The organism is Rhodobacter sp. Har01 (genome assembly GCF_020564565.1).
In the GTDB taxonomy this organism is placed as follows: Bacteria; Pseudomonadota; Alphaproteobacteria; order Rhodobacterales; family Rhodobacteraceae; genus Pseudogemmobacter.
Map to the genome: position 1 here is coordinate 1,097,280 of NZ_JAJCTD010000001.1, position 21,979 is coordinate 1,119,258.

General features: G+C 67.6%; 25 protein-coding genes. 6 read left to right on the plus strand and 19 right to left on the minus strand.

The features are described from left to right. Positions 1 to 62: 62 nt before the first annotated feature. From LHP98_RS05330 to LHP98_RS05380, 11 genes are all read right to left on the minus strand, one after another. Positions 63 to 2,750 carry an ATP-binding protein gene (locus LHP98_RS05330; RefSeq protein WP_227251431.1) on the minus strand — a complete coding sequence of 896 codons (2,688 nt, stop codon included), beginning with the start codon at positions 2,748 to 2,750 and terminating at the stop codon, positions 63 to 65. A 1-nt stretch (position 2,751) separates the two neighbouring features. Continuing rightward, positions 2,752 to 3,030: a hypothetical protein gene (locus LHP98_RS05335; protein WP_227251432.1), complete on the minus strand. Its 279-nt coding sequence runs from the start codon at positions 3,028 to 3,030 to the stop codon at positions 2,752 to 2,754. Positions 3,031 to 3,040: 10 nt separating this feature from the next. After that, positions 3,041 to 3,412, minus strand: a complete 372-nt coding sequence (locus LHP98_RS05340) for a response regulator transcription factor (protein ID WP_227251433.1) — start codon at positions 3,410 to 3,412, stop codon at positions 3,041 to 3,043. Positions 3,413 to 3,510: 98 nt separating this feature from the next. After that, complete coding sequence (locus LHP98_RS05345) at positions 3,511 to 4,803, minus strand: helix-turn-helix domain-containing protein (RefSeq protein WP_227251434.1); 1,293 nt, start codon at positions 4,801 to 4,803, stop codon at positions 3,511 to 3,513. Between the two features lie 47 nt (positions 4,804 to 4,850). Beyond that, positions 4,851 to 5,264, minus strand: coding sequence for a hypothetical protein (locus LHP98_RS05350; RefSeq protein ID WP_227251435.1), 414 nt, complete (start codon positions 5,262 to 5,264; stop codon positions 4,851 to 4,853). 139 nt (positions 5,265 to 5,403) lie between these two features. Beyond that, positions 5,404 to 6,384: an ABC transporter substrate-binding protein gene (locus LHP98_RS05355; RefSeq protein ID WP_227251436.1), complete on the minus strand. Its 981-nt coding sequence runs from the start codon at positions 6,382 to 6,384 to the stop codon at positions 5,404 to 5,406. Between the two features lie 47 nt (positions 6,385 to 6,431). After that, the gene (locus LHP98_RS05360) at positions 6,432 to 7,274 is read right to left on the minus strand and encodes an ABC transporter permease (RefSeq protein WP_227251437.1); all 843 of its coding nucleotides are present in this window, start codon (positions 7,272 to 7,274) and stop codon (positions 6,432 to 6,434) included. Continuing rightward, positions 7,271 to 8,137, minus strand: coding sequence for an ABC transporter permease (locus LHP98_RS05365; protein ID WP_227251438.1), 867 nt, complete (start codon positions 8,135 to 8,137; stop codon positions 7,271 to 7,273). Before LHP98_RS05365 ends, LHP98_RS05360 begins: the two co-directional genes overlap by 4 nt. Continuing rightward, the gene (locus tag LHP98_RS05370) at positions 8,130 to 8,771 is read right to left on the minus strand and encodes a hypothetical protein (RefSeq protein ID WP_227251439.1); all 642 of its coding nucleotides are present in this window, start codon (positions 8,769 to 8,771) and stop codon (positions 8,130 to 8,132) included. Before LHP98_RS05370 ends, LHP98_RS05365 begins: the two co-directional genes overlap by 8 nt. Next, positions 8,768 to 9,103, minus strand: a complete 336-nt coding sequence (locus tag LHP98_RS05375; RefSeq protein WP_227251440.1) for a hypothetical protein — start codon at positions 9,101 to 9,103, stop codon at positions 8,768 to 8,770. The genes LHP98_RS05370 and LHP98_RS05375 overlap by 4 nt, the downstream gene beginning before the upstream one ends. A 162-nt stretch (positions 9,104 to 9,265) precedes the next feature. After that, positions 9,266 to 10,051 carry an ABC transporter ATP-binding protein gene (locus tag LHP98_RS05380; protein WP_227251565.1) on the minus strand — a complete coding sequence of 262 codons (786 nt, stop codon included), beginning with the start codon at positions 10,049 to 10,051 and terminating at the stop codon, positions 9,266 to 9,268. A 104-nt stretch (positions 10,052 to 10,155) separates the two neighbouring features. Between LHP98_RS05380 and LHP98_RS05385 the strand changes: the two genes are divergently transcribed. Continuing rightward, on the plus strand, positions 10,156 to 10,296 hold the full coding sequence (locus tag LHP98_RS05385) for a hypothetical protein (RefSeq protein ID WP_227251441.1): 141 nt from the start codon (positions 10,156 to 10,158) through the stop codon (positions 10,294 to 10,296). Positions 10,297 to 10,318: 22 nt separating this feature from the next. On the opposite strand, the gene LHP98_RS05390 is transcribed toward LHP98_RS05385, so the two are convergent. From LHP98_RS05390 to LHP98_RS05405, 4 genes are read right to left on the minus strand one after another with little or no spacing between them, the layout of a single operon-like run. Continuing rightward, entirely contained in the window at positions 10,319 to 10,774 is a 456-nt protein-coding gene (locus LHP98_RS05390; RefSeq protein WP_227251442.1) for a hypothetical protein, read from the minus strand. Continuing rightward, a complete protein-coding gene (gene hydA, locus LHP98_RS05395) occupies positions 10,774 to 12,225 on the minus strand; it encodes a dihydropyrimidinase (RefSeq protein ID WP_227251443.1) in 1,452 nt (483 codons plus the stop codon). Before hydA ends, LHP98_RS05390 begins: the two co-directional genes overlap by 1 nt. Continuing rightward, the gene (locus tag LHP98_RS05400) at positions 12,222 to 12,605 is read right to left on the minus strand and encodes a hypothetical protein (protein WP_227251444.1); all 384 of its coding nucleotides are present in this window, start codon (positions 12,603 to 12,605) and stop codon (positions 12,222 to 12,224) included. The genes hydA and LHP98_RS05400 overlap by 4 nt, the downstream gene beginning before the upstream one ends. A 41-nt stretch (positions 12,606 to 12,646) precedes the next feature. Continuing rightward, entirely contained in the window at positions 12,647 to 13,897 is a 1,251-nt protein-coding gene (locus tag LHP98_RS05405; RefSeq protein ID WP_227251445.1) for a Zn-dependent hydrolase, read from the minus strand. A gap of 146 nt (positions 13,898 to 14,043) precedes the next feature. Between LHP98_RS05405 and LHP98_RS05410 the strand changes: the two genes are divergently transcribed. The 3 genes from LHP98_RS05410 (at position 14,044) to LHP98_RS05420 (ending at position 15,902) form a co-directional block, all read left to right on the plus strand. Continuing rightward, a complete protein-coding gene (locus LHP98_RS05410; protein ID WP_227251446.1) occupies positions 14,044 to 14,742 on the plus strand; it encodes a TetR/AcrR family transcriptional regulator in 699 nt (232 codons plus the stop codon). Positions 14,743 to 14,850: 108 nt separating this feature from the next. Continuing rightward, the gene (locus LHP98_RS05415) at positions 14,851 to 15,417 is read left to right on the plus strand and encodes a hypothetical protein (protein ID WP_227251447.1); all 567 of its coding nucleotides are present in this window, start codon (positions 14,851 to 14,853) and stop codon (positions 15,415 to 15,417) included. 8 nt (positions 15,418 to 15,425) lie between these two features. After that, entirely contained in the window at positions 15,426 to 15,902 is a 477-nt protein-coding gene (locus tag LHP98_RS05420; RefSeq protein ID WP_227251448.1) for a heme-degrading domain-containing protein, read from the plus strand. Positions 15,903 to 15,978: 76 nt separating this feature from the next. Here the strand turns inward: LHP98_RS05420 and LHP98_RS05425 are convergent, their stop codons facing one another. After that, on the minus strand, positions 15,979 to 16,281 hold the full coding sequence (locus LHP98_RS05425) for a cupin domain-containing protein (RefSeq protein WP_227251449.1): 303 nt from the start codon (positions 16,279 to 16,281) through the stop codon (positions 15,979 to 15,981). 109 nt (positions 16,282 to 16,390) lie between these two features. Here LHP98_RS05425 and LHP98_RS05430 point away from each other — a divergent pair, with 109 nt between their 5' ends. Together LHP98_RS05430 and LHP98_RS05435 are read left to right on the plus strand one after the other, a co-directional pair. Continuing rightward, complete coding sequence (locus tag LHP98_RS05430; protein WP_227251450.1) at positions 16,391 to 17,005, plus strand: TetR family transcriptional regulator C-terminal domain-containing protein; 615 nt, start codon at positions 16,391 to 16,393, stop codon at positions 17,003 to 17,005. Between the two features lie 84 nt (positions 17,006 to 17,089). Next, entirely contained in the window at positions 17,090 to 17,395 is a 306-nt protein-coding gene (locus LHP98_RS05435; protein WP_227251451.1) for a hypothetical protein, read from the plus strand. A gap of 81 nt (positions 17,396 to 17,476) precedes the next feature. Here the strand turns inward: LHP98_RS05435 and LHP98_RS05440 are convergent, their stop codons facing one another. The 3 genes from LHP98_RS05440 to LHP98_RS05450 all read right to left on the minus strand — a co-directional run bounded on the left by LHP98_RS05440 (position 17,477) and on the right by LHP98_RS05450 (position 21,967). Continuing rightward, on the minus strand, positions 17,477 to 19,687 hold the full coding sequence (locus tag LHP98_RS05440; protein WP_227251452.1) for a tetratricopeptide repeat protein: 2,211 nt from the start codon (positions 19,685 to 19,687) through the stop codon (positions 17,477 to 17,479). A gap of 384 nt (positions 19,688 to 20,071) precedes the next feature. Beyond that, on the minus strand, positions 20,072 to 21,370 hold the full coding sequence (preA, locus tag LHP98_RS05445) for an NAD-dependent dihydropyrimidine dehydrogenase subunit PreA (RefSeq protein ID WP_227251453.1): 1,299 nt from the start codon (positions 21,368 to 21,370) through the stop codon (positions 20,072 to 20,074). 63 nt (positions 21,371 to 21,433) lie between these two features. Next, a complete protein-coding gene (locus tag LHP98_RS05450; protein WP_227251454.1) occupies positions 21,434 to 21,967 on the minus strand; it encodes a DedA family protein in 534 nt (177 codons plus the stop codon). Positions 21,968 to 21,979: the final 12 nt, after the last annotated feature.

Sequence of the window (21,979 nt, forward strand, 5' to 3'; positions counted from 1 at the left end):
AAGAGCCGCTGCACCGCGACCCCGGTGCGCCAGAGACTAGTCCCGTCAACCTTAGAAAAGGGTTAAGCGGCCTGGACTTCCAGCCGCAGCGGGATGAACACCCGGAACGCAGCGCCGCCCTGCCCCGGCAGGTAGTCGATGGTGCCACCCAGGTTGGCCACGATCTCGCGGCAGATCGCCAGGCCAAGGCCCGCGCCCTTGGCCCGCATCTCGCCCGGCAGGCGGGCGAACTTTTCGAAGATCAGCGCCTGCGCGTCCTTCGGGATGCCGCTGCCGTTGTCGACGATGTCGATGCGCACACGCCCCGCCTTGGTCTTGACCGCGATGCGGATTTCCGGCTGGACGGCGTCGCAGTATTTCCGCGCGTTCGAGATCAGGTTGATGAAGACCTGGGTCAGCCGGTCGGCATCGGTGCGCAAGAACAGGGTCTCGGCCGCCAGGTCGCGCTGGATCGACACCCGCATCTCGGGCTTGACCTGTTCCGAGGCCTGGATCGCCCGGTCGATCATCTCGCGCAGGTTGGCCATCCCCAGCGACAGCTGCACCTTGCCGCTTTCCAGCACCGACAGGTCCAGGAGGTCATCCAGCAGCCGGGTCAGCCGGCGGGCCTCGTCCTGGATGATGCGGCCGTTGCGGGCCACCAGCGCCGGCGGCAGGTCGCCTTCGGCCAGGATCTCGGAAAACGCCCGGATCGAGGTCATCGGGGTGCGCAACTCATGACTGATCTGGCTCAGGAAGGCGTCCTTCTGCACCGACAGCTGGGTCAGCTTGTCGTTGGCCTCGCGCAGGGCGGTGGCGGTGCGGGCCAGTTCCTCGCGCTGGGTTTCCAGCTGGGCCGAGTATTCCATCAGCTGGGCGCTTTCGCGCGCCACCGTCATCAGGTCTTCCACCGTGACGGTGCCGCGACCGGCCAGGTTCGAGATCATCGCATGCGCGGTGGCCGCCCCGACCGAGCCGGAAAGCCGCTGTTCCAGGTCGGACAGGAAGGCGGGTGTCGGGTCGGGCAGGATCGACTGACGCTTGCCCTGCGCCCGGGCCGCCTCTTCGAACAGGGTCTGTGCCGCCTCCTCGCCCAGGATGTTCTGCGCCATGCCCAGCAGCGCCTCGGGTTCGACATGGCCGCTGCCCCAGCCACCCGGCCCGACCGCGCCTTCGAAGACATTGACGAAGGCGGCGCCCTGCAGCCGTTCCACCGGGCCGGGGAAGGTGAGGACCGAGCCGAGGAAGAACGCGGTGGCGTTCAGGAACAGCGACCAGAACAGCGCATGGATCAGCGGGTCCATCGCCTGCGCGCCGAACAGCGCCTGCGGGCGCAGCCACGACAGGCCCCAGGGTCCGTCGGACAACAGCGCCGCCGACAGCACCGCATCGGGGCCGAAGGACGGCAGGAACAGCGCATAGGCCCAGACCGCAAAGCCGGTCAGCAGCCCGGCCACCGCCCCAACCCGGGTGGCGCCGCGCCAGAAGATGCCGCCGATCATCGCCGGCAGGAACTGCGCCACCCCGGCAAAGGCGATCAGCCCGATTGCCGCCAGCGCCCCGGAGCCGCCGGAGACGTGGTAATAGCCGTAGCCCATCGCCAGCACGATGGCGATCGACACCCGGCGGGCATTCAGCACCACCGCGCGCACGTCCTCGGACATCGCCCCGGTGGGCCAGAGCCGCAGCCATAGCGGCATGACGATATGGTTCGACATCATGGTGGCCAGCGCGATGGCCTCGACGATGACCATCGAGGTGGCCGATGAAAACCCGCCCAAGAAGGCCAGCATCGCCAGCCCGCCCTGACCTTCGGTCAGGGGCAGGGTCAGCACGAACATGTCGGGGTTCGATCCGGCGGGCAGCCGCTCCAGCCCGATCACCGCAATCGGCACGATGAACAGGCTCATCAGCATCAGATAGGCCGGAAAGGCCCAGCTGGCGCGGGCAAGATGGCCCTCGTCGTAGTTTTCCACCACCAGGACGTGGAACATCCGCGGCAGGCAGATCACCGCAACGGCGGCCAGCAGCAGCAGCCCGGTCCAGCGGCCGGGGCGCATTTCCCACGACGACAGCGCCGAGGCGTCGATCCGCTCCATGACGCCGGTCACCCCGCCGGCCAGGCCCCAGACCACGAAGGCGCCTACCGCCAGAAGGGCGAACAGCTTGACCACCGCCTCGACCGCGATGGCGGTGACGATGCCGTGGTGCTGTTCCTTGGCGTCAAGGTTGCGGGTGCCGAACAGGATGGTGAACAGCGCCAGCCCCGCGGCCACCCAGATCGCCGTCGCGCCGGGCCCCAGCGGGGCCGAGCCGTCGGGGGCATGCGCCGCGAAGACGCCAAAGGACAGCACCACCGATTGCAGTTGCAGCGCGATGTAGGGCGTGGTGGTGATCACCGCCATGACGGTGACGATCACCCCCAGCAGGTTCGACTTGCCGAACCGGGCCGAGATCAGGTCGGCGATCGAGGTCACCCGGTGCTGCCGGCCGATCCGCACCAGCTTGCGCAACACCCACCACCAGCCGACAAACACCAGCGTCGGGCCGAAGTAGATGGTCAGGAACTCCAGCCCCGACCGCGCGGCATAGCCCACCGCGCCATAGAACGTCCAGGCGGTGCAGTAGATCGACAGCGACAGGGTATAGACCAGCGGGCTGCGCAACCAGCCCAACCGCCCGCGCCGGGCCCGGCGTTCGACCAGAAAGGCGACGGAAAACAGCAAGATGACGTAGGAGACGCAGGCCAGCACCAGCAGGTTGAACGGCATCTCAGTCCTCGTCCCCGTCGACGCTGTCGTCGCCGTCGTCGGCGTGGCGCGACAGGCCGGGGGCGAAGCCGGCGGCGACCCCGATCAGGCCAAGCCAGACCGCGAACAGATAGACCAGATCGCCTGACAACAGCCGCAGCGCGCTGCCGGGCGGCGACCACAGCAGCGGCAGCACCAGCAGAAACAGGCCGAACAGCGGCAACAGCCGCGCCGCATCGCGCAGCCGGCGGCGGCGATAGGGGATGCGCCCCAGAAACACCGGCCGGCGCGGAATTCTCATTGCCAACCCCTCACCCGCGGCCCGTCAAGGCGCGCACCTCGGCCAGGATCTCGGCATTGGCAAAGGGCTTGGACATGAAGCGGTCCGCCCCCGCCCGCGCCGCGGCCTCGCGGTCGCGCGGCTGGCCCTTGGCGGTCAGCATCAGCACCGGCACCGCCGCAGTGGCCGGATCGCCGCGCAGCGCACCCAGCACCTCCAGCCCCGAGACGTCGGGCAGCATGTGGTCCAGGATCACCAGGTCGGGCAGCAGCCTGCGCGCGGTTGCCGCCGCCTCGCGGCCGGTGGCCAGATGGGTGACGACCCAGCCGTCGCGGGACAGGATGAAGCCGATCGCCTCGGCGATGTTCGGTTCGTCCTCGATCAGCAGCACTTGCCGGCCCATGCGTCGCGCGATCCCCTCCCCCAGCGTCCGGGCACGGCGCCGCCCGGAGCGCCAGTATCGGGGCAAAGCGCGCGGCTGTCAAAAGCTGCGGCGGGGCTTCACCTTGCGGTTTCGCCCAGGATCGAGGGTTCGCGCCGCGCCGGGCAATCGCCACGCGGGCAGATGCGGCAGGTGGTGCCGACGGCCAGCACAGGGCGGGCGGCGCGCGGGGCCGGATCGGGCAGGATCAGCATCGCCGCCAGCCGCAGTTCGGGGCCGGAAAAGCCCAGCGGCAGACGGGATTCGGCAAAGGCGAGACAGCGGAACAGGCCGCCACCGGGGCCGGGCGTGGCAACCTGCGCCTCGACCGGGGTGCCGGGGCGGCCCAGCGCGGCATAGAGCGGCCACAAAGGACAGGCCGCGCCAAAGCGCGGCAGCGCGAAGCCCTGGGCCGGCTTGCGAAACAGCAGCGTGCCCGAGGCATCGCAGGTGACCAGCCCCGCAGCCGCGCCCGGCAGCAACGCCAGCCGCCGCATCGGCGCCAGCAGGCCGCAGCCGAAGCGTGCCGCCAGCGCCGCCGGGTCGGGGCCGGTTTCCGCCAGCGCCTGGGCAAAGGCAGCCAGCGGCAACGCCTCGGCATCCGCCGCCACCTGCACCAGGTGGGCCTGCGCCAGCGAACGCGCCGCAGCCGAGGCCAGCGCGGCGATGTCGGCCTCCAGGTCTTCGGCACGGCCTTGCTCGACTTCGGGCAGATGCCAGCCGCGCGCGGCGAGCCAGGTCTCCACCTCATCCTGCGGCGCGGTCGCGCCGTCATCCGCCGCCGCGTCCGAGCGGTCGAGATAGGCCACCAGCGCCTCGGCCCCGGTCGCCAGGCGCTCACTGTCCTGATAGAGATTGCGGTGGAACCGGGCCTGCCAGTCGGCGGCAAGGTCGGGCGTTTCGGCCAGGATCGACGCGGTGGCCCGCACCCCGGCCAGCGCCGACAGCAACTCGTGCAGCGCCGCCGACAGGTGCGGGTCATGGCTCAGCCGGTCGTTCAGCGCCGCCACCGCGCGTTCCAGCCCGGCGGCGCGGCCGTGCAGCGCGGCGGTCAGGCCCGCCCAGCCGGGAAACCGGCCGGCGAACTCCTCCAGCCGGGCAACCTCGGCCTCGGCCCCTGGCAGCGCCGCGGCGGCCGAGCGCAGGTCGTCCAGCAGCGCTCCGGCCGAGGCCTCGGCCAGCGCCTGCGGCTCGATCCCCAGCGCGGTGGCCAGCCGTGCCAGCACCTCGGGGGTGACGTTGCGGCGGTTGTGCTCGATCAGGTTCAGATAGGACGGCGAGATGCCCGCCCGGTCCGCCAGATCGCTTTGCCGCAGGCCCGCAGCCAGCCGGCGCTCGCGCAGCCGGGTTCCGGTCAAGGCTGTCATCGGCATGGCTGGCCCCCCGCTTCTGTCAAACGATTGACAAATTGACAGCGGATTTACAAGCCGTCCGCCTCCATCGACGGGAAGTGCTGGCCATAGAAGGCCATCGCCCGCCAGGCACAATCCTGCAGCCCCAGGAACAAGGCGCGGTCTTCGGGTTCGGACGGGTTGGCGGTGGCGCGTGCCAGCGCCGCCCGGCCGGCGCCAAAGGCGTTGCCGGCCCGGCCGCGCCAGAATTCCACCTGTTCGTCCAGGAACCTGTCCAGCCGCGGGTCGCTGCCGCGGCGCGCCAGTTCGCCGATGCGTTCGGCCACGGCCAGACAATAGGCGGCCTCTTCCTGCGGGCCGGGCAGGCCCTGCAGGAAGGCCGAAGGTCCGGCCTTGCCGGTCTGCCAGACCAGGTAGAACAGCCCCGCCAGCCCGGCCACCAGCACCAGCCCCGCCAGAATTGCCCGCATCTGCCTGCGCATCGTCCCCACCGCCTTTGCCGGCATCCAAGCAGCCCCGGGTTAACAATCCCGGAACCGTCCCGCCAAAAACGGCACGCGCCCGGGGGACACCCGGGCGCGGCAAGGTCGCCGTCAGGCGGCGGCAATCAGAACGACAGGATCAGGGCGCCAGCGCCTTGTCGGTGATCATGCTGGTCCAGGCGCCTTCCGGCGCCTTGGTGATCACCGGGTCCGAGCCACCGGCCAGCAGCGTTGCCACGGTCTTTTCCGCCGCCGCCACGTCCAGCGCGCCGTTCGAGCCGGCCGTCAGCTTGGCCACCTCGCCCATCATCCGCTTCTGGTGGGTTTCGGTCTGGGCGCCGGTCTCGTCATTCTCAAGCACGATCATCGCCGCCTCGTCGGTGTTCGCCTCGGCGTATTTCCAGCCTTTCATCGAGGCGCGGACGAACTTGACCATGGTCTCCTGGAACGCCGGATCGGCCAGCTTGTCCTCCATGACGTAAAGCCCGTCTTCCAGCGTGGCCACGCCCATGTCCTGATACTTGAAGGTCACCAGCTGTTCCGGCGTGATCCCGGCATCAATGACCTGCCAGTATTCGTTGTAGGTCATGGTCGAGATGCAGGCCGCCTGCTTCTGCAGCAAGGGATCGACGTTGAAGCCCTGCTTCAGCACCGTCACACCGCCGGCGGAGCCATCGGTGGCAAAGCCAAGCTGGCTCATCCACGACAGGAACGGGTATTCGTTGCCGAAGAACCAGACGCCCAGGGTCTTGTCGGCGAAATCCTTCGGCTCCTTGATGCCGGTTTCCGCCAGGCAGGTCAGCATCATGCCCGAGCTGGCAAACGGCTGGGCGATGTTCACCAGCGCCAGCCCCTTTTCGCGCGCGGCCAGGGCCGAGGGCATCCAGTCGATCACCACATCGGCACCGCCACCGGCGATCACCTGGGTCGGCGCGATGTCCGGCCCGCCCGGCTTGATGGTGACGGTCAGGCCCTCTTCTTCGTAGAACCCCTTGGCCTGGGCGACGTAATAGCCCGCGAACTGGGCCTGGGTCACCCACTTCAGCTGCAGCGTCACGTCCTCGGCCTGGGCGCCCGTGCCCATCGCCGCCAGCAATGCCGCACTCATCAGTCTCTTCATCGTCACGACCTCCATGTTGTGGGCCGGGGCTGTTTCCCCGCGCCCGATTAATGCCTCTGGCTGGGGTGCCAGAACGTCACTGCCTTTTCCACCAGCGCGATCAGCCCATAGAGGGCAGACCCCACCACCGCCGCCACCACGATCTCGGCCCAGACGATATCCAGTCCCAGCCGTCCGACCTCGGTCGAGATGCGGAACCCCATCCCCACGATGGGGCTGCCGAAATATTCCGCGACGATAGCCCCGATCAGCGCCAGCGTCGCCGAGATTTTCAGCCCGTTGAAGATGAAGGGCATCGCCGCCGGCAGCCGCAGCTTGACCAGCGCCTGCGCCCAGCTGGCGCCCCAGGTCGCCATCAGGTCGCGCTGCATCCGCTCGCTGGCCTGCAACCCGGCGACGATGTTCACCAGCATCGGGAAGAACACCATCACCACCACAACGGCGGCCTTGGAGTGCCAGTCGAACCCGAACCACATCACCAGAATCGGCGCCAGCCCGACGATGGGCAGCGCGGCGACGAAATTGCCGATGGGCAAGAGGCCGCGCTGCAGGAACGGACTGCGGTCGATCACCAGCGCGGTGACAAAGGCCGCCAGCGCGCCGATGACAAAGCCCGACAGCGCGCCCTTCAGCACGGTCTGCACGAAGTCGGCCCACAGCACCCCGGGCATCGACACCAGCCGTGCCGCAATCGCCGTCGGCGCGGGCAGGATGACGGGCGGCACTTGCAGCCCGCGCACCAGCCCTTCCCACAGCACCAGCAGGGTAAAGCCGAACAGCACCGGCACGAGGAGGCGCACCGCCCGGTTGCGGCCGTGGCGATTGGCCAGCCAGGCACTCAGCGCCCAGGCGCAGAGCCAGAACACCACCGCAAGGGCCAGCACGCTCATGCCCGCACCCCCATCCGCCGGTTCGCAGCCCGCTCGACCAGGCCCACCGCCACGATCAGCACGCCTGCCAGCAGCGCCGCCGCCACCAGCGAGGCCCACATGATCAGGGGCTCGCCGAACTGCGACCCGATCAGCATCCGCGCCCCCAGCCCCTCGATGGCCCCGGTCGGCAATTCACCGACGATGGTGCCGACCAGCGCCGCCGCAATCGCCACCTTCAGCGAGGCGAAGAAGTAGGGCAGCGAGGCCGGCAACCGCAGCTTCCAGAACGTCTGGGGGTCCGAGGCGCTATAGGTCCGCAGCAGGTCAAGCTGCGCCGCATCGGGGCTGCGCAAACCCTTCACCATGCTCACCAGCACCGGGAAGAACGACAGATAGGCGCTGATGATCGCCTTCGGCACCTCGCGGCTTTCGATGCCCAGCTGGAACGACACCGCCAGGATCATCGGCGCCAGCGCCACGATGGGCACCGTCTGGCTGATGATCGCCCAGGGCATCACGCTCATCTCCATCACCCGGAACCGCACGATGGAAATCGCCAGCCCCACGCCGAACAGGATGCCCAAGCCGAACCCCATCATGGTGCCGCGAAAGGTGATGAAGCTGTGGTAGACCAGACTGCGCTTCGAGGTGACGGCCTGCCCCGCCACCCCCTTCCACAGCGTCGCCGCCACCTGATGCGGCGGCGGCAACAGCGGCCGGTCCTGCGCCATGGTCTGCGGAATGACCTCGGCCCAGGTCACCACCTGCCCGTTCCGCTCAGCCTGGTCGAACACCCAGGTCGCATTCATCCAGACCGCGGCGGCATACCAGACCGCCACGATCGCGGCGAGGACAGTGAGGATCGGGAGCAATCTACGCATTGGCGCCCCCCCCTTGCTCAGAGTCCGGCTTTCTTGTCTCCAACCACTCGAAGAAGACGATCATCGGCCACCAGAGAAGGCCCGTGATCGCAAAGAACCCGCTGATCAGCATGAACATTTCGATGGGCACATATTCCGAGTACGGCCCACCCTTGCCCATGCGGATGGTGCGGGTGAAGGGATTCCACTGATCGCCCATTCCGCTTCGCAGGGTCTGCGCGCAGTGAAGAAAGACCACGATCGACATCAGCCAGTAGGTTGAGGCCGACAGGACCGTGCCCAGATGGCTCCGCATCCGGTCGCCGTTCAGATCCTTGGGCCAGGCACAGGCATGGTTCGCCGGTAACCCGCACAACAGGTAGGGGCGCACGACCGCTGCGGGGATGAAGCACAGGAACGGGAGCAGAAACAACAAGTAGAACCGCAGAGCGAAGTCCAGTCCATCTCCGTACGCGATTCCCCCAAGAACCAGCAAAGCGAGAAACACGACTTCCCAAGGATGTCTTGGCCTGTTCCTGGCGACCCGTTCTGCCAGGCGGGCTTCGTCTTCAGCACTCCGCGCAAACGCAGCCTTCGAGAAGCGTGGCCAACCCCCTGGATCATGCAAGAGGGTCTCTGCAACCTTCTGCATCATCCCCTGGCCCCCGTCGGCCAGGCGATCAGCGCCACCGCCACCACGCCCAGCGCCATCCCCGCCAGTTGCAGCCCGGTCGGCCGCTCGCCAAAGACGAAGATCGCCATCACGGTGATCGCCACCAGCTGAAAGATCGCCGACAGTGCAATCGCCAGCCCAAGGCCGTTCAGCCGCATCACCTGCACCATCATCCAGTTGCCGATGCAGAACAGCGCCAGCGCCGCCAGCAGCACCGGCACGCCGCCTTTGACCGCATAGCTCTTCAACACCCCGTTCGCCGCCACGAACACCGCCGTCGCCGCCCCCAGCCACAGAAAGCTCAGCCCGCTCATCGACGCAGTCCCGCAGCAGCCCGCAGGCAAGACCCGCAGCCCCTGTCCATCCCGTCTGCCGCTTCATCTTGGCGAAAATACCCTCGGGGGGTCCGGGGGGCAGAAAGCCCCCCGTGCGCGCTCCGCTTGCCGGACCAGCGCCATGCCGCCCGCAGACCCCGGTCAGTCATAGGAATGCCCCGCCCGCAGCCCCTCGCGCACCCGGTGGGCCACCTCGATGAAGGCACGGCTGTCGCGGATGTCCAGCGGGCGCTCCTTCGGCAAGGGCGAGTCGATGATGTCCGTGATCCGCCCCGGCCGCGGGCTCATCACCACGATCTTCGTGGACAGGTAAACCGCCTCGGGAATGGAATGGGTGACAAAGCCGATGGTCTTGCCGGTCCGCGCCCAAAGCTTCAGCAATTCCTCGTTCAGCCGGTCGCGAACGATCTCGTCCAGTGCGCCAAAGGGTTCATCCATCAAGAGAATGTCGGCATCGAAGGCCAGCGCCCTGGCAATGCTGGCGCGCTGCTGCATGCCGCCCGACAACTGCCAGGGAAACTTCTTGCCGAACCCCTTCAGGTCCACCAGATCCAGCACCCGCTCGACCCGCGCCTCCTGCTCGGCCCGGTCGAACCCCATGATTTCCAGCGGCAATCTGACGTTCCCGGCAATCGTCCGCCAAGGATAAAGCCCCGCCGCCTGGAACACATAGCCATAGGCCCGGCGCCTGCGCGCCTCATCCGGGGTCATCCCGTTGACCGTCAGACTGCCCCCCGTCGGATGCTCCAAGGCCGCGATGCAACGCAGGAAAGTGGTTTTCCCGCAGCCACTTGGCCCGATGAAACTGACAAATTCCCCCCGGTTGATCGCCAGGTCCACATCCTTCAACGCCTGCACCGGACCATCGGCGGTTTGGAACACCAGGTTCAGCCCCTTGGCTTCGATCACCGGAGCGGTGGTGTTCATCGTGTCCTTCAAACCCAGGTTCCTTCACATTCCCGTTGTCCGCCGCTGGCATCCTTGCAGCCCGGACGCAATGCCCCCATCTCGTCCGAAATCGGAGGACCGCCATGCTTCTCAACGCCTTGCAGACGACCCTCGCCTTCGCCCCCGCGCCCGAGGATCTGGACGACATCGACTTCCACACCCCCGTGATCACATTCGCGCCCCCCGTCCGGGATGACGAGGAAAGCGAACCGGGAGAGCCGTGATCCCTGCATCGGTCTGATCTCCCTATGCCGGGCAACCGGCAAGGTGCCGCTCTGCCCTCCAGCACGCCACACCTCCCACCGCTCCGGCAACCGCGATGGCCGGGTCCGGCGGATACTGCAGGTAAAGCTCGAGTGTGTCCGCTCCCATCAGCAGGCTGACCAGCCCATACGCATTGATTGCACCCAGCACCGCGAAGCTGACCCAGTCGGTGCGGCCCAAAAGATGCATGAGCGCGCGGAAAAGGGCAAATGTCGGCACGGACAGGATCAGGATTGCAACGAAAGCGATCAGAAGCCCTGGAACGGCGGCGAGCACGACCGAAACGACCTCTGCCAATGTATCCGAGCGGAAGAGAACCTCGCGCATCGCGACGTATGTGGCAATGGTCGCGGCGGCGGCTCCGCAGCCGGCCAGGTAACCGCTCAATACGCGCCAGCCGGCCAAGCCCACGACCCAGCCTGAGGTCTCTGCCGTCATCACACCCCCGTCGCCGGAATGCCGGACCGGACCACCGGTCTTGGCGCCGTCAGGTCTTTCCACTGGCTCAGCGCATTGTTGACCGCTGGCCGAGGCTCGCGGGCGACGAAACGCCCATGGCCTTCCTGCGTCTTCACCTCGCCATCGTGGATCGCCACATGGCCCCGGGTCAGGGTAAAGCGCGGCAGGCCCTTCACCTTGTGCCCCTCGAAGACGTTGTAGTCGATCGAGGACTGCTGCGTCGTCGCGCTGATCACCTTCTCCCGCTCGGGGTCCAGCACCACCAGATCGGCATCCGCACCCACCAGAACCGCGCCCTTCTTCGGGTAGCAGTTCAGGATTTTCGCGATATTGGTTGAGGTGACGGCGACAAATTCATTCGGCGTCAGCCGCCCGGTCGCCACGCCATGCGTCCACAGCATCGGCATCCGGTCTTCAAGGCCGCCGGTGCCGTTGGGGATCTTGGCGAAATTCCCCAGGCCGAACCGCTTCTGCTCGGTGGTAAAGGCGCAGTGGTCGGTCGCCACCACCGACAGAGACCCGGACTGCAACCCCGCCCAGAGGCTGGCCTGATGCGCCTTAGACCGGAAGGGGGGCGACATCACCCGCCGCGCGGCATGGTCCCAGTCGGGGTGGAAATATTCGCTTTCGTCCAGCGTCAGGTGCTGGATCAGCGGTTCGCCCCAGACCCGCTTGCCCGCCGCCCGCGCCCGGCGGATGGCCTCATGGCTGTCCTCGCAGGACACATGCACCACATAGAGCGGCACGCCGGCCATGTCGGCGATCATGATCGCCCGGTTGGTCGCCTCGCCTTCCACCTGAGGCGGCCGGCTGTAGGCGTGCCCCTCCGGCCCGGTATTCCCCTCGGCCAAGAGCTTCGCCGTCAGCTCCGCCACCACATCGCCGTTCTCGGCATGCACCATGGCCAGCCCGCCCAACTCGCCAATCCGGCGGAACGACGCATACATCTCGTCGTCGTTCACCATCAGCGCGCCCTTGTAGGCCATGAAATGCTTGAACGAGGTCATGCCGGCCTTGATGCTGTCGGCAATGCCCTCGAACACCTTCTCCCCCCACCAGGTCACCGCCATGTGGTAGGAATAATCGCAATTCGCCCGCCCCGATTTGTTGTGCCACATCTGGGCCGCATCCATCAGCCCCTGCCCCTGCCCCGGCAGCACGAAGTCCACCACCATCGTGGTGCCGCCCGCCAGCGCCGCCCGCGTGCCCGACTCGAAGTCATCCGCCGAGTAGGTGCCCATGAACGGCATCTCCAAGTGCGTATGCGGGTCGATCCCGCCGGGCATGACATAGCAGCCGGTGGCATCGAGTTCGGTGCCGCCCTTGAGGCCCTGCCCGATCTCGGTGATGGTGCCGCCCTCGATGCGGACATCGGCCTTGTAGCTGAGGTCGGCAGTGACGACGGTGCCGTTCTTGATGATGGTGGTCATTTTGCCCCTTCCTGATCATCGGGCTTCACGAAGCCCTTTCCAATCCAAGTGAATATGAAGGCCGAGAACAGCACGCCGATGGGAGCAATCAAAGCATAGAGCATAAGAAGTGCGGCTTCCCACTTTCTTTGAGTATAGGAATTTTGGTTTGATTCTAAATCTCTGCGTCGCAACTCTCTAGCGTCGAGTATTTCGAGGGGCGGCAAACCTTTCTCTTTGCGATCTGCGTTCTCAATATTGTGAATAAAGATCTCAACGTCAGTAAGTCTTACCGGCGCAGCCAATAGTTCTTCGTTTCTCTTCTTGTATTGATCTGCCGCAATTTCGAACTTGTCGTATGTTAGATATAGAGCTGCACCTATCCAGAGGATGGTGGTCACTAGCCAAATGCGAACGAGTCCTCGTTTCCAATGAAGTGGCCTCACCCCACCACCTCCGCCACCTCAAGCACCGCGTGCAGGAGCACATCCGTCCCGGCTGTCGCCCATTCCGGAGAAATCTCCTCGGCCTCGTTGTGGCTCAAGCCCCCCACACACGGGCACATGATCATCACCGTGGGGGCGACGCGGTTGACCCAGCAGGCGTCATGGCCGGCGCCGCTGACGATGTCCATATGGGAATAGCCCAGCTTTTCAGCCGATTGGCGGACGACCTTCACAAGGCCGGGGTCGAAGGTGACGGGGTCGAAGTGGCCGACGTCCTCGATGCTGCACCCCAGGCCCAGTTCGGCCGCCACGGCATGGGCGGCGCGGATCACTTCGGCCTTCATGGTGTCCAGCTTGGCCTGTTCGGGGCTGCGGATGTCCACCGTGAACACCACCTTCCCCGGCAAGACGTTGCGGCTGTTCGGCGTCACCTTGATCTGGCCGACGCCGCCCACCGCGTTCGGCTGGTGGCTCATGGCGATCTGCTGGACGCGTTCCAGAATTCGCCCCATCCCCAACGAGGCATTGACCCGCATCGCCATCGGGGTGCTGCCGGTGTGGGCCTCTTTCCCGGTCAGGGTGATTTCCAGCCACCACAGGCCCTGGCCATGGGTCACCACGCCGATATCGCGGCCCTCGGCCTCAAGAATCGGCCCCTGTTCGATGTGCAATTCGAACATCGCGTGCATCTTGCGGGCGCCGACCTTTTCGTCGCCGACCCAGCCGATGCGCTGCAATTCTTCACCGAAGACCTTGCCGTCAAGGTCAGTCCGCGCTTTGGCGTAGCCTTCAGTGTGGATGCCGGCGAAGACGCCGCTCGCCAGCATGGCGGGGGCGAAGCGGGCGCCTTCCTCGTTGGTCCAGTTGGTCACCACGATGGGGTGCCGGGTCTGCACGCCCATGTCGTTCATCGTCCGCACCACCTCGAGCGCGCCGAGAACCCCCAGCACGCCGTCATACTTGCCCCCGGTGGGCTGGGTGTCGAGGTGCGAGCCCATGTAGACCGGCAGCGCGTCGGGGTCGGTCCCCGCCCGGGTGGCGAACATGTTGCCCATGGTGTCAACGCCCATGGTCATGCCTGCCGCCTTGCACCAGCCCGCAAAAAGGTGCCGCCCCTGCCCATCCGCATCGGTCAGGGTCTGCCGGTTGCAGCCGCCCGCCACGCCGGGGCCGATCTGGGCCATTTCCATCAGGCTGTCCCACAGGCGCGCGGGATTGATCCTCAGGTTTTCCCCGGGTGACGGCATCTGGCTTCTCCCTGTCGCGGCGCCTCTGGCGGGCGCATGCCGACTGTGCTTGCGGCGAATCTCGACCTGACCCTATGGTCGGATCGAAGCGCAGCACAACCTGACCAGCCGGTCAACAAGTTTCCCTTTCCCCCGATGGCCTGCCGATGGACGAGACTGCCCAGAATTCGCGCACCAAGGCGGGCCGTCGCACGGATATCCGGCGCGAGAACGAGCGGCTGATCCTGCAGGCCGCCGAGAAGGTGTTTGCCGAGGCCGGATTCGGCGGCGCCACCATGCAGCTGATCGCCGATATGGCGGGCCTGCCCAAGGCCAACCTGCATTACTACTTTGCCACCAAGGAGGACCTCTACCGCCGGGTGGTCGAGAACATCTTCCAGATCTGGCTGCGCGCCGCCGACAGCTTTGACAGCGCGCCGGACCCGGCCAGCGGCATCGGCGCCTATATCGAGGCCAAGATGCGCATCTCGCGCGAGCATCCCTTTGGATCGAAGGTCTGGGCCAGCGAGGTGATGCACGGCGCGCCGGTGATCCAGGACTATCTGGAGGGCACCCTGCGGGCCTGGACCGAGGGCCGCATCGCCGCCATCCGGCGCTGGATCGACCAGGGCCTGATGGCGCCGATCGACCCGCGGCACCTGATGTACATGATCTGGGCCACCACCCAGCACTACGCCGACTTCGGCCACCAGATCGAGACGCTGAACGCCGGCAAGCCGCTGAGCGACCGGCAGTGGAAGGCTGCGACCGCCGAGGTCAAGGCGATCATCCTGCGCGGCATCGGCGCCCTGCCGGACGTTCTGGCCCCGCCGCGGCGCCGCACCGCCCGCCAAACCGGTCGCTGACCGGTTCCGACCCGGCAAACCATCCTTTTCAAACCCAGCACCTCTGCTAGGGTGGACGGGTTTGGTCCCCCGGGCTGCGCGCCCCGCCATCGAAAGGGCATCTTCCGCATGCGTCTTCCGCTTCTGGCCGCGCTGGCCGCCGTTTCCCTGACCCTTCCCGTCCAGGCCGGCCCGGTCGCCGATGCCGCCGCCGCCGTCGAGGCCGCGGTTGCGGCCGGTGACTTCGCGGCCTGGCAGGCGGCGAACGGAACATTGCTGACCGAGGCCTGGTTCGCCCCAGGCCTGCACTTCAACCGGCTGATCCTGACCGCCGCGCCGGCCTCCGGATATGGCTCTTACGAGGCGCGGCCGAATTCTACCTACGGCCGCGGCGAAGACATCTTCGTCTATGCCGAGCCGGAGGGCTATGGCTTCGGCGACCTTGGCGGCGGCAAGCTGGAGATCGCCTTCGACATCGACCTGCGGGTGCTGGACCCGGCCGGCACGGTGCTGGTCGAGGCGCCGGACTTCATGGCGGTGTCGCACCAGGTCTGGGGGCCGGCGCGCGAGTTCGTCGCCAACATGACCGTCAGCATGGGCGAGGCGCCGGCCGGCGCCTACACGCTGGAATTCACCTTCCGCGACCGCCATGGCGGGCAGAAATCGACCTTCACCACCGACGTGACGATTCAATGACTGACCCAATGACCGACCCGGCGGCCGGCCCGGACCCCGAAGCGATCGCGGCGGATTATGCACGCCTGGTGTTTCCGCAGTTCGACGAGCGGGTGGCGCTGGCGCTGGGGCAGGATCTGGTCAGCCGCGGGCTGGCGGCAGGGCTGCCGATCGTGGTCGACATCCGCACGTCAGACCGGGTGCTGTTCCACGCCGCCCTGCCCGGCGCGGCGCCGCTGAACGACCGCTGGGTGGCGCGCAAGTCGGCCACTGCGCTCTTGTTCCAGTTGCCCTCGCTGCTGGTCGGGCTGCGCAACCGGGAAAAGGCCGAGACGCTGGCCCGCCACGGCCTTTCCTCCGAGACCCATGCCGACAACGGCGGCGCGGTGCCGATCCAGGTGGACGGCACCGGCGTTGTCGCCTGCGTCACCGTCTCGGGCCTGCCGCAGGTCGAGGATCACCGGTTGGCGGTGGCCGGCATCAAGGCCGTGCTGGCCACGCTCTGACCGCTTCCGAAGGCGATTTCCGAAGCCGGAAATCGAGACCGGAATTCGCACGAATTCCGCGCCCTTCGCCCGGCCGTCACGCCGCCGGGGCGGGTTCCTTGAGCTCGACCTCGACAAAGCTCATCGGCGCGGCGCCGGCGTTGATGACGTTGTGCTCGACCCCCTCGTCGCGGCGATAGGCGCTGCCGGCGGGCACCAGCACCTCGCGCTCCGTGCCATCCGGCGCCTCCAGCCGCATCGCGCAATCGGTCAGGGCGCAGATCACATAGTCATGCCCGTGCCGGTGCCAGCCGGTCTGCGCCCCCGGCGCGAAGTCGAACCGGGTGACCCGGACCCGGGCATCGTCCACCAGTACCGTCGCCGTGCAGTCCTCGGCCATGTCATCCTCCTGATTTGCGGCCAGTGAACCTTGGCGCGGCCGGCACCGCAAGGGTTTGACCGCAGGCAGAGGCCCGCGCTAGCATCACCGCCCGGACAGAAAGGCGACCATGACCGTCCAGCGCAGCCGCATCCAGCGCAAGAACCGCGAGGCCATTCTCGAAGCCGCGCTCGAGGTGTTCTCGGCGCATGGCTTCCGCGGCGCGACGGTGGACCAGATCGCCGAGGTGGCGGGGCTGTCGAAGCCCAACCTTCTGTACTATTTTCCGTCAAAGGAGGCCGTGCACCGCACCCTTCTGACCGGCCTGCTGGACAGCTGGCTTGATCCGCTGCGGGCGATGAACCCCGACGGGGAGCCGGTCGAGGAGATGCTGTCCTATGTCCGGCGCAAGCTTGATCTGTCGCGCGACTATCCGCGCGAAAGCCGGTTGTTCGCCAACGAGATCCTGCAGGGCGGCCCGCGCATCCGCGAGGCGCTGGAGGGCGACCTGAAGCGGCTGGTGGACGAGAAGGCGGCGCTGCTCGGCCGCTGGATGGATCAGGGCCGGATCGCCCGCGTCGATCCGGTGCACCTGATCTTCTCGGTCTGGTCGCTGACCCAGCATTATGCCGACTTCGATTTCCAGGTCCGGGCCGTGCTGGGCCCGGGGCATGATCCCTTTGCCGAGGCCGGGGCCTTCCTCGACACCCTGTTCCGCCGCCTGCTGACCCCGCCGGGCCGCTAAGCTTTTAAAGACTATCCTGTGGGAAACCGGCCGCTTTGGCGGTATGGTCGTGTTTGGTGGGGGCACCATTGGAAGGTGACGGGAATGGGACCGATCTCATCCGTCCGGCCAACGGTGCTGACGTTGGGAACATCGCCGCATCTGACGGCAGGACAGAACTCTTCGGGCGGCACGGCCGCCCACAACGGCGCGCGGGCTGAGCCTGCGGCGGCGGCCGAGACGAAACGGCCGGTGGCGCCCTCGGCGGGGGCGTCGGAGGGCGTGGGCAACCTGGCCGAGAAGAGCTATGCCATCGAATCGGCGCGGGCGCGGGCCGAGGCGGCGCAGCGGGCCTACATGATGGCCTCGCTCGCCGCCGGGCTGAACCCGCTGAACGACCCGGTCCCCTGAGGGCCGCAAGGGGTGTCCCATGATGGGACAGGTCGGGCCGCAAAGGATTCCAAGGGGTTACCGCCTCGGTTTAACCCTTTGTCAGGATTTGGCCCCAAGAGCGGCCAGTAGGCCCTCGCGCAGGCGGGCGGCCTTTTCGTGGTAAAAGGGCGTGTGGTCGGGGTCGTAGACCGTCAGCGCCAGATCGACGTGCTCCAGCGCCCGCCGCAGATGCGCCCCGGGGTCGTCGCAGGCAGGGTGCTGCGCCCAAGCCTCGTGACAGATCGCAAGGTTCTCCTGGGTCATCGCCCATTGCACCGGATGATCGGCACGGGCGCGCACCTGCAACGCGTCCTCATAAGCCGCGACGGCGCGGGACAGGAGCGCGGTGCCCGCCTCGCCCGCCGTCCGCTCGCCCTGCGCCCGAAGCGCGCTGGCGAGGTTCTGCATCGTCGTCGCCCAGTTCACCGGAAGATCAGCGCGGTTGAACACCAGCAAGGCGTCCTCATAGGCCGCGACGGCGCGGGACAGGAGCGCGGTGCCCGCCTCGCCCGCCGTCCGCTCGCCCTGCCGAAGAAGCGCGTTGGCGAGGTTCTGCATCGTTAGCGCCCAGTCCACCGGATGATCGGCGCGGGTGCGCACCTGCAAGGCGTCCTCAAAGGCCGCGACGGCGCGGGACAGGAGCGCGGTGCCGACCTCGCCCGCCGTCCGCTCGCCCTGTGCCCGAAGCGCGGTGGCGAGGTTCTGCATCGTCGTCGCCCAATGCACTGGATGATCGGCGCGGGTGAACTCCTGCAAGGCGTCCTCGAATGCCGCGACGGCGCGCGACAGGAGCGCAGTGCCCGCCTCACCCGCCGTACGCTCGCCCTGCGCCCACAGCGCAGCAGCGAGGTTCTGCATCGTCGCCGCCCAGTCCACCGGAAGATCAGCGCGGTTGTAGACCTGCAAGGCGTCCTGGTAGGCCGCGACGGCGCGGGACAGGAGCGCGGTGCCGGCCTCGCCTGCTGTCCGCTCGCCCTGTGCCCGAAGCGCGTTGGCGAGGTTTTGCATCGTCATCGCCCAGTCCACCGGATGATCGGCGCGGGTGAAGACCTGCATGGCGTTCTCATAGGCCGCGACGGCGCGGGACAGAAGCGCGGTGCCGGGTGGGCCTTCGGTGCGTTCGCCCAGAGTCCCGCAGACTATTGCAAGGCTGTTCTGGGCGGCCGCCCAATCCCACGGCGAGGCATCGCGCGGGAGGTCTTCCAGCAGGCGGTCCAGCAGGCGGATGGCGAGGGGGAGGGCCGGGCCGCCGTAGCGGGTGCCGTGGTCGCTCAGGCGAACGGCGTAGGTGCGGCGGCGGCGGGCGACCTGGACCGGGTCGAGGGCGGCGAAGCTGTCGGCGGCGGCGGAGAACAGGGTGAAGGCTTGGTCGGCCTGGCCTTCCAGCAGGGCGATCTGCGCCTGACGTTCCATCAGGGCGGCGTTGATTTCCAGCGGCTTGCGCAGGGTTTCGGCCTGCACCTCGCGCGCGGCTTCCAGCTTCTCCTTGGCATCAGCAAAGCGCAGGGCGGCGATGTCGGCCTCGACGGCAGCAAGGATGTTGTCCAGTCGGTCGGAAAGGCCGCGCATGGCGGCGGAGTCCGCGGAAAGCACGCGGAGGTCTTCGGCCTTTTGTTCCAAGAGGCCGACAAGTTGGCGCGGATCGGCACCGGGTGCGGGCGCAAGGCCGAAGCGGAGCGCCAGCACCTCGAGTTGCGAGCGGTGGAGGTGGCGCAGGTCATCGAGCGAGCGTGCCAGCGTGCCGTAGGTCTGCGATAGGCCGACAAGCGCATCGGCCAGTTCGGCAAGGCGCGACAGAGTTTCGCGGGCGATCAGCGGGGCAAGGGTCTGCACGAAGGTCCGGTCGGCCAGCAGGCGCGAGAGGCTGGGGCGGACCCAGTTGCAGAACGCCGCGACCATTTCGGATTGACGGTGTTCGGAATCGGTCAGCTTGTCGAGCATGAGGCCGAGGACGGCATCGGTATCAAGGTTCCGGCCGAGAATGTCGGCCGGGGCGGGAAGGGCTGCTTCGAGCATCTGCGGCAGAAGCGCCGGGCCGCGTGCCGGCATGTGGAACTGCGGGATTTCCAGCGCGGCGTCAAGCTCGGCGGTGATGGCCTTGACCAGCGCCTTTGCCTCGGGCGTGGAGGCCTTGAAGATGTCCTTAAGGGAAAGAATGCCGGTCGCGGCGGCGCCGGTGACGGCAAGACCGGACGGATCGGCGACGCAGGCCGCGACGGAAACGAGGAGATTGGCGGCGTGGGCCGCGCGCGACGAAACCTCAGCCCACATGGCCGCCCCCCTCACCACCGGAGGGTGAATATGTGGGGAAAGGTGTTGCGGATCAAGGGGAAAGGAGGTGGCGGCGGGGGTGCTGTGCGTGGTGTATCTGGCGATGGCCTTCCGGGCGTGACGGTCGGCGCAAATCCGGCCGCGGCCGGCCCGCGGGGTGGGCGCAATCGCGCCCGCCCTGGGGGGGCGGGTCGGGCGCGGTCGGATTTGCCTGGGGCAAATCCGACAAACAGAGAAACGGGGCTCCTGGGGCCTCGAGGCTCTGGCGGTGGGGTCTGCCCGGAGGTCCGAAGCCTTTGGGCCGCGCCCGACCCGGGGCGGGCGTGGCCCTCTGTCCGGAGGCAGAGCACCGGCGCGTCGGGCGTGGGGTTGGGAGCGGGCGCCCTATTCGGCCGCCCGTGCCATCGGGTTGTTGGGGTGCGTGGTCCAGTTGGCGTAGTCGGCGACCTTGCGACCGGTGCGCGGGTCGGTGGCGCCTTTGGCCATGGGGACCATGGTGATGCAGCCCTCGACCGGGCAGACGTTGACGCAGAGGTTGCAGGCCACGCAGTCCTCATCCTTCACCGTGAACACGCGGTCGGGCGACATGGCGATGGCCTGGTGGCTGGTGTCCTCACAGGCCGCATAGCAGCGGCCGCACTTGATGCAGGCGGCCTGGTCGATGTGGGCCTTGGTGACGTAGTTCAGGTTGAGGTACTGCCAGTCGGTGACATTGGGCACCGCGCGGCCGATCAGGTCCGAGAGCGCCATCCCCTTGTCGTCGAGATACTGCGACAGGCCCGAGATCATTTCATGCACGATCTTGAAGCCGTAGGTCATCACCGCGGTGCAGACCTGCACGTTGCCCGCGCCCAGGGCCATGAACTCGGCCGCGTCGCGCCAGGTGGTGACGCCGCCGATGCCGCTGATCGGCAGCCCGCGGGTGTCGGCGTTGCGGGCGATCTCGGCCACCATGTTCAGGGCGATGGGCTTGACCGCGGGGCCGCAATAGCCGCCGTGGGTGCCCTTGCCGTCGATCATCGGCTCGGGCGAGAAGGCGTCAAGGTCGACGGCGGTGATCGAGTTGATGGTGTTGATCAGCGAAACGGCGTCGGCGCCGCCGCGCCGGGCCGCTTCGGCGGGCTTGCGGATGTCGGCGATGTTCGGCGTCAGCTTGACGATGCAGGGCATGCGGCTGTGCTTCTTGACCCAAGCCGTGACCATCTCGATGTATTCCGGCACCTGGCCCACGGCCGAGCCCATGCCGCGTTCGGCCATGCCGTGCGGGCAGCCGAAGTTGAGTTCCACCCCGTCGGCCTCGGTATCCTCGATGCGGCGCAGGATGTCCTTCCACGACTCCTCATCGCAAGGGACCATCAGCGAGATCACCAGGGCGCGGTCGCGCCAGGCGCGCTTGACGCGCTTGATCTCGTCGAGGTTCACCTGCAGCGGGCGGTCGGTGATCAACTCGATGTTGTTCAGGCCCAGAAGCCGGCGGTCGGCGCCCCAGATCGCGCCGTAGCGCGGGCCGCCCACGTTGACGATGGGCGGGCCGTCCGAGCCGAGCGTCTTCCACACCACGCCGCCCCATCCGGCCTGGAACGCGCGGGTGACGTTGTATTCCTTGTCCGTGGGCGGGGCCGAGGCCAGCCAGAACGGGTTCGGCGACTTGATGCCGACAAACGACGAGGTCAGGTCAGCCATGGCGGGCCTCCTTGCGAGGGGCGGGGAGATCTTTGTGGGGTTGTCCGCGGTCGCGCGGGGCGGTCAGGCGAAAAGCGACCAGAGCCAGCCGATCAGGTCGCCGCCGAACTGGCCGAGCTTGGGAATCAGGAAGGCCCAGGCGGTGGCGCCCAGGGTATTCCAGAAGGCGAAGCGGGCGAGGGTCATGCCGCTCATCCCGGCCAGCAGGAACACCACCGGGCGGAAGACGGTGACGAAATGGCCGACGAAGACGGTCGCGGGGCCATAGCGGTGAAACGCGGCGCGGGCCTTTTCGGCCATCTCGGGGTGGTTCGACAGCGGGCGCATGCGCAGGATCGTGCTGCCATAGCGCAACCCCAGCCAGAACGAGAAGGTCGAGCCGATCAGCGCCCCTGCGGTGGCGCCGGCCCAAAGCGGCAGGAAGTCGATCGCGCCGGTCGCGGCCAGCGCGCCGACGGCCACCAGGATCGCGGTCGAGGGGACCAGGATCGACAGGAAGGCCGTGGTCTCGGCCGCCGCAAAGACGACCATGATCCAGGGCGCCCAGAAGTGGTGGCGTTCGATGAACGCGATGATCGTGTCGATCCAGGCCTGCATGCGTGCCCCGTG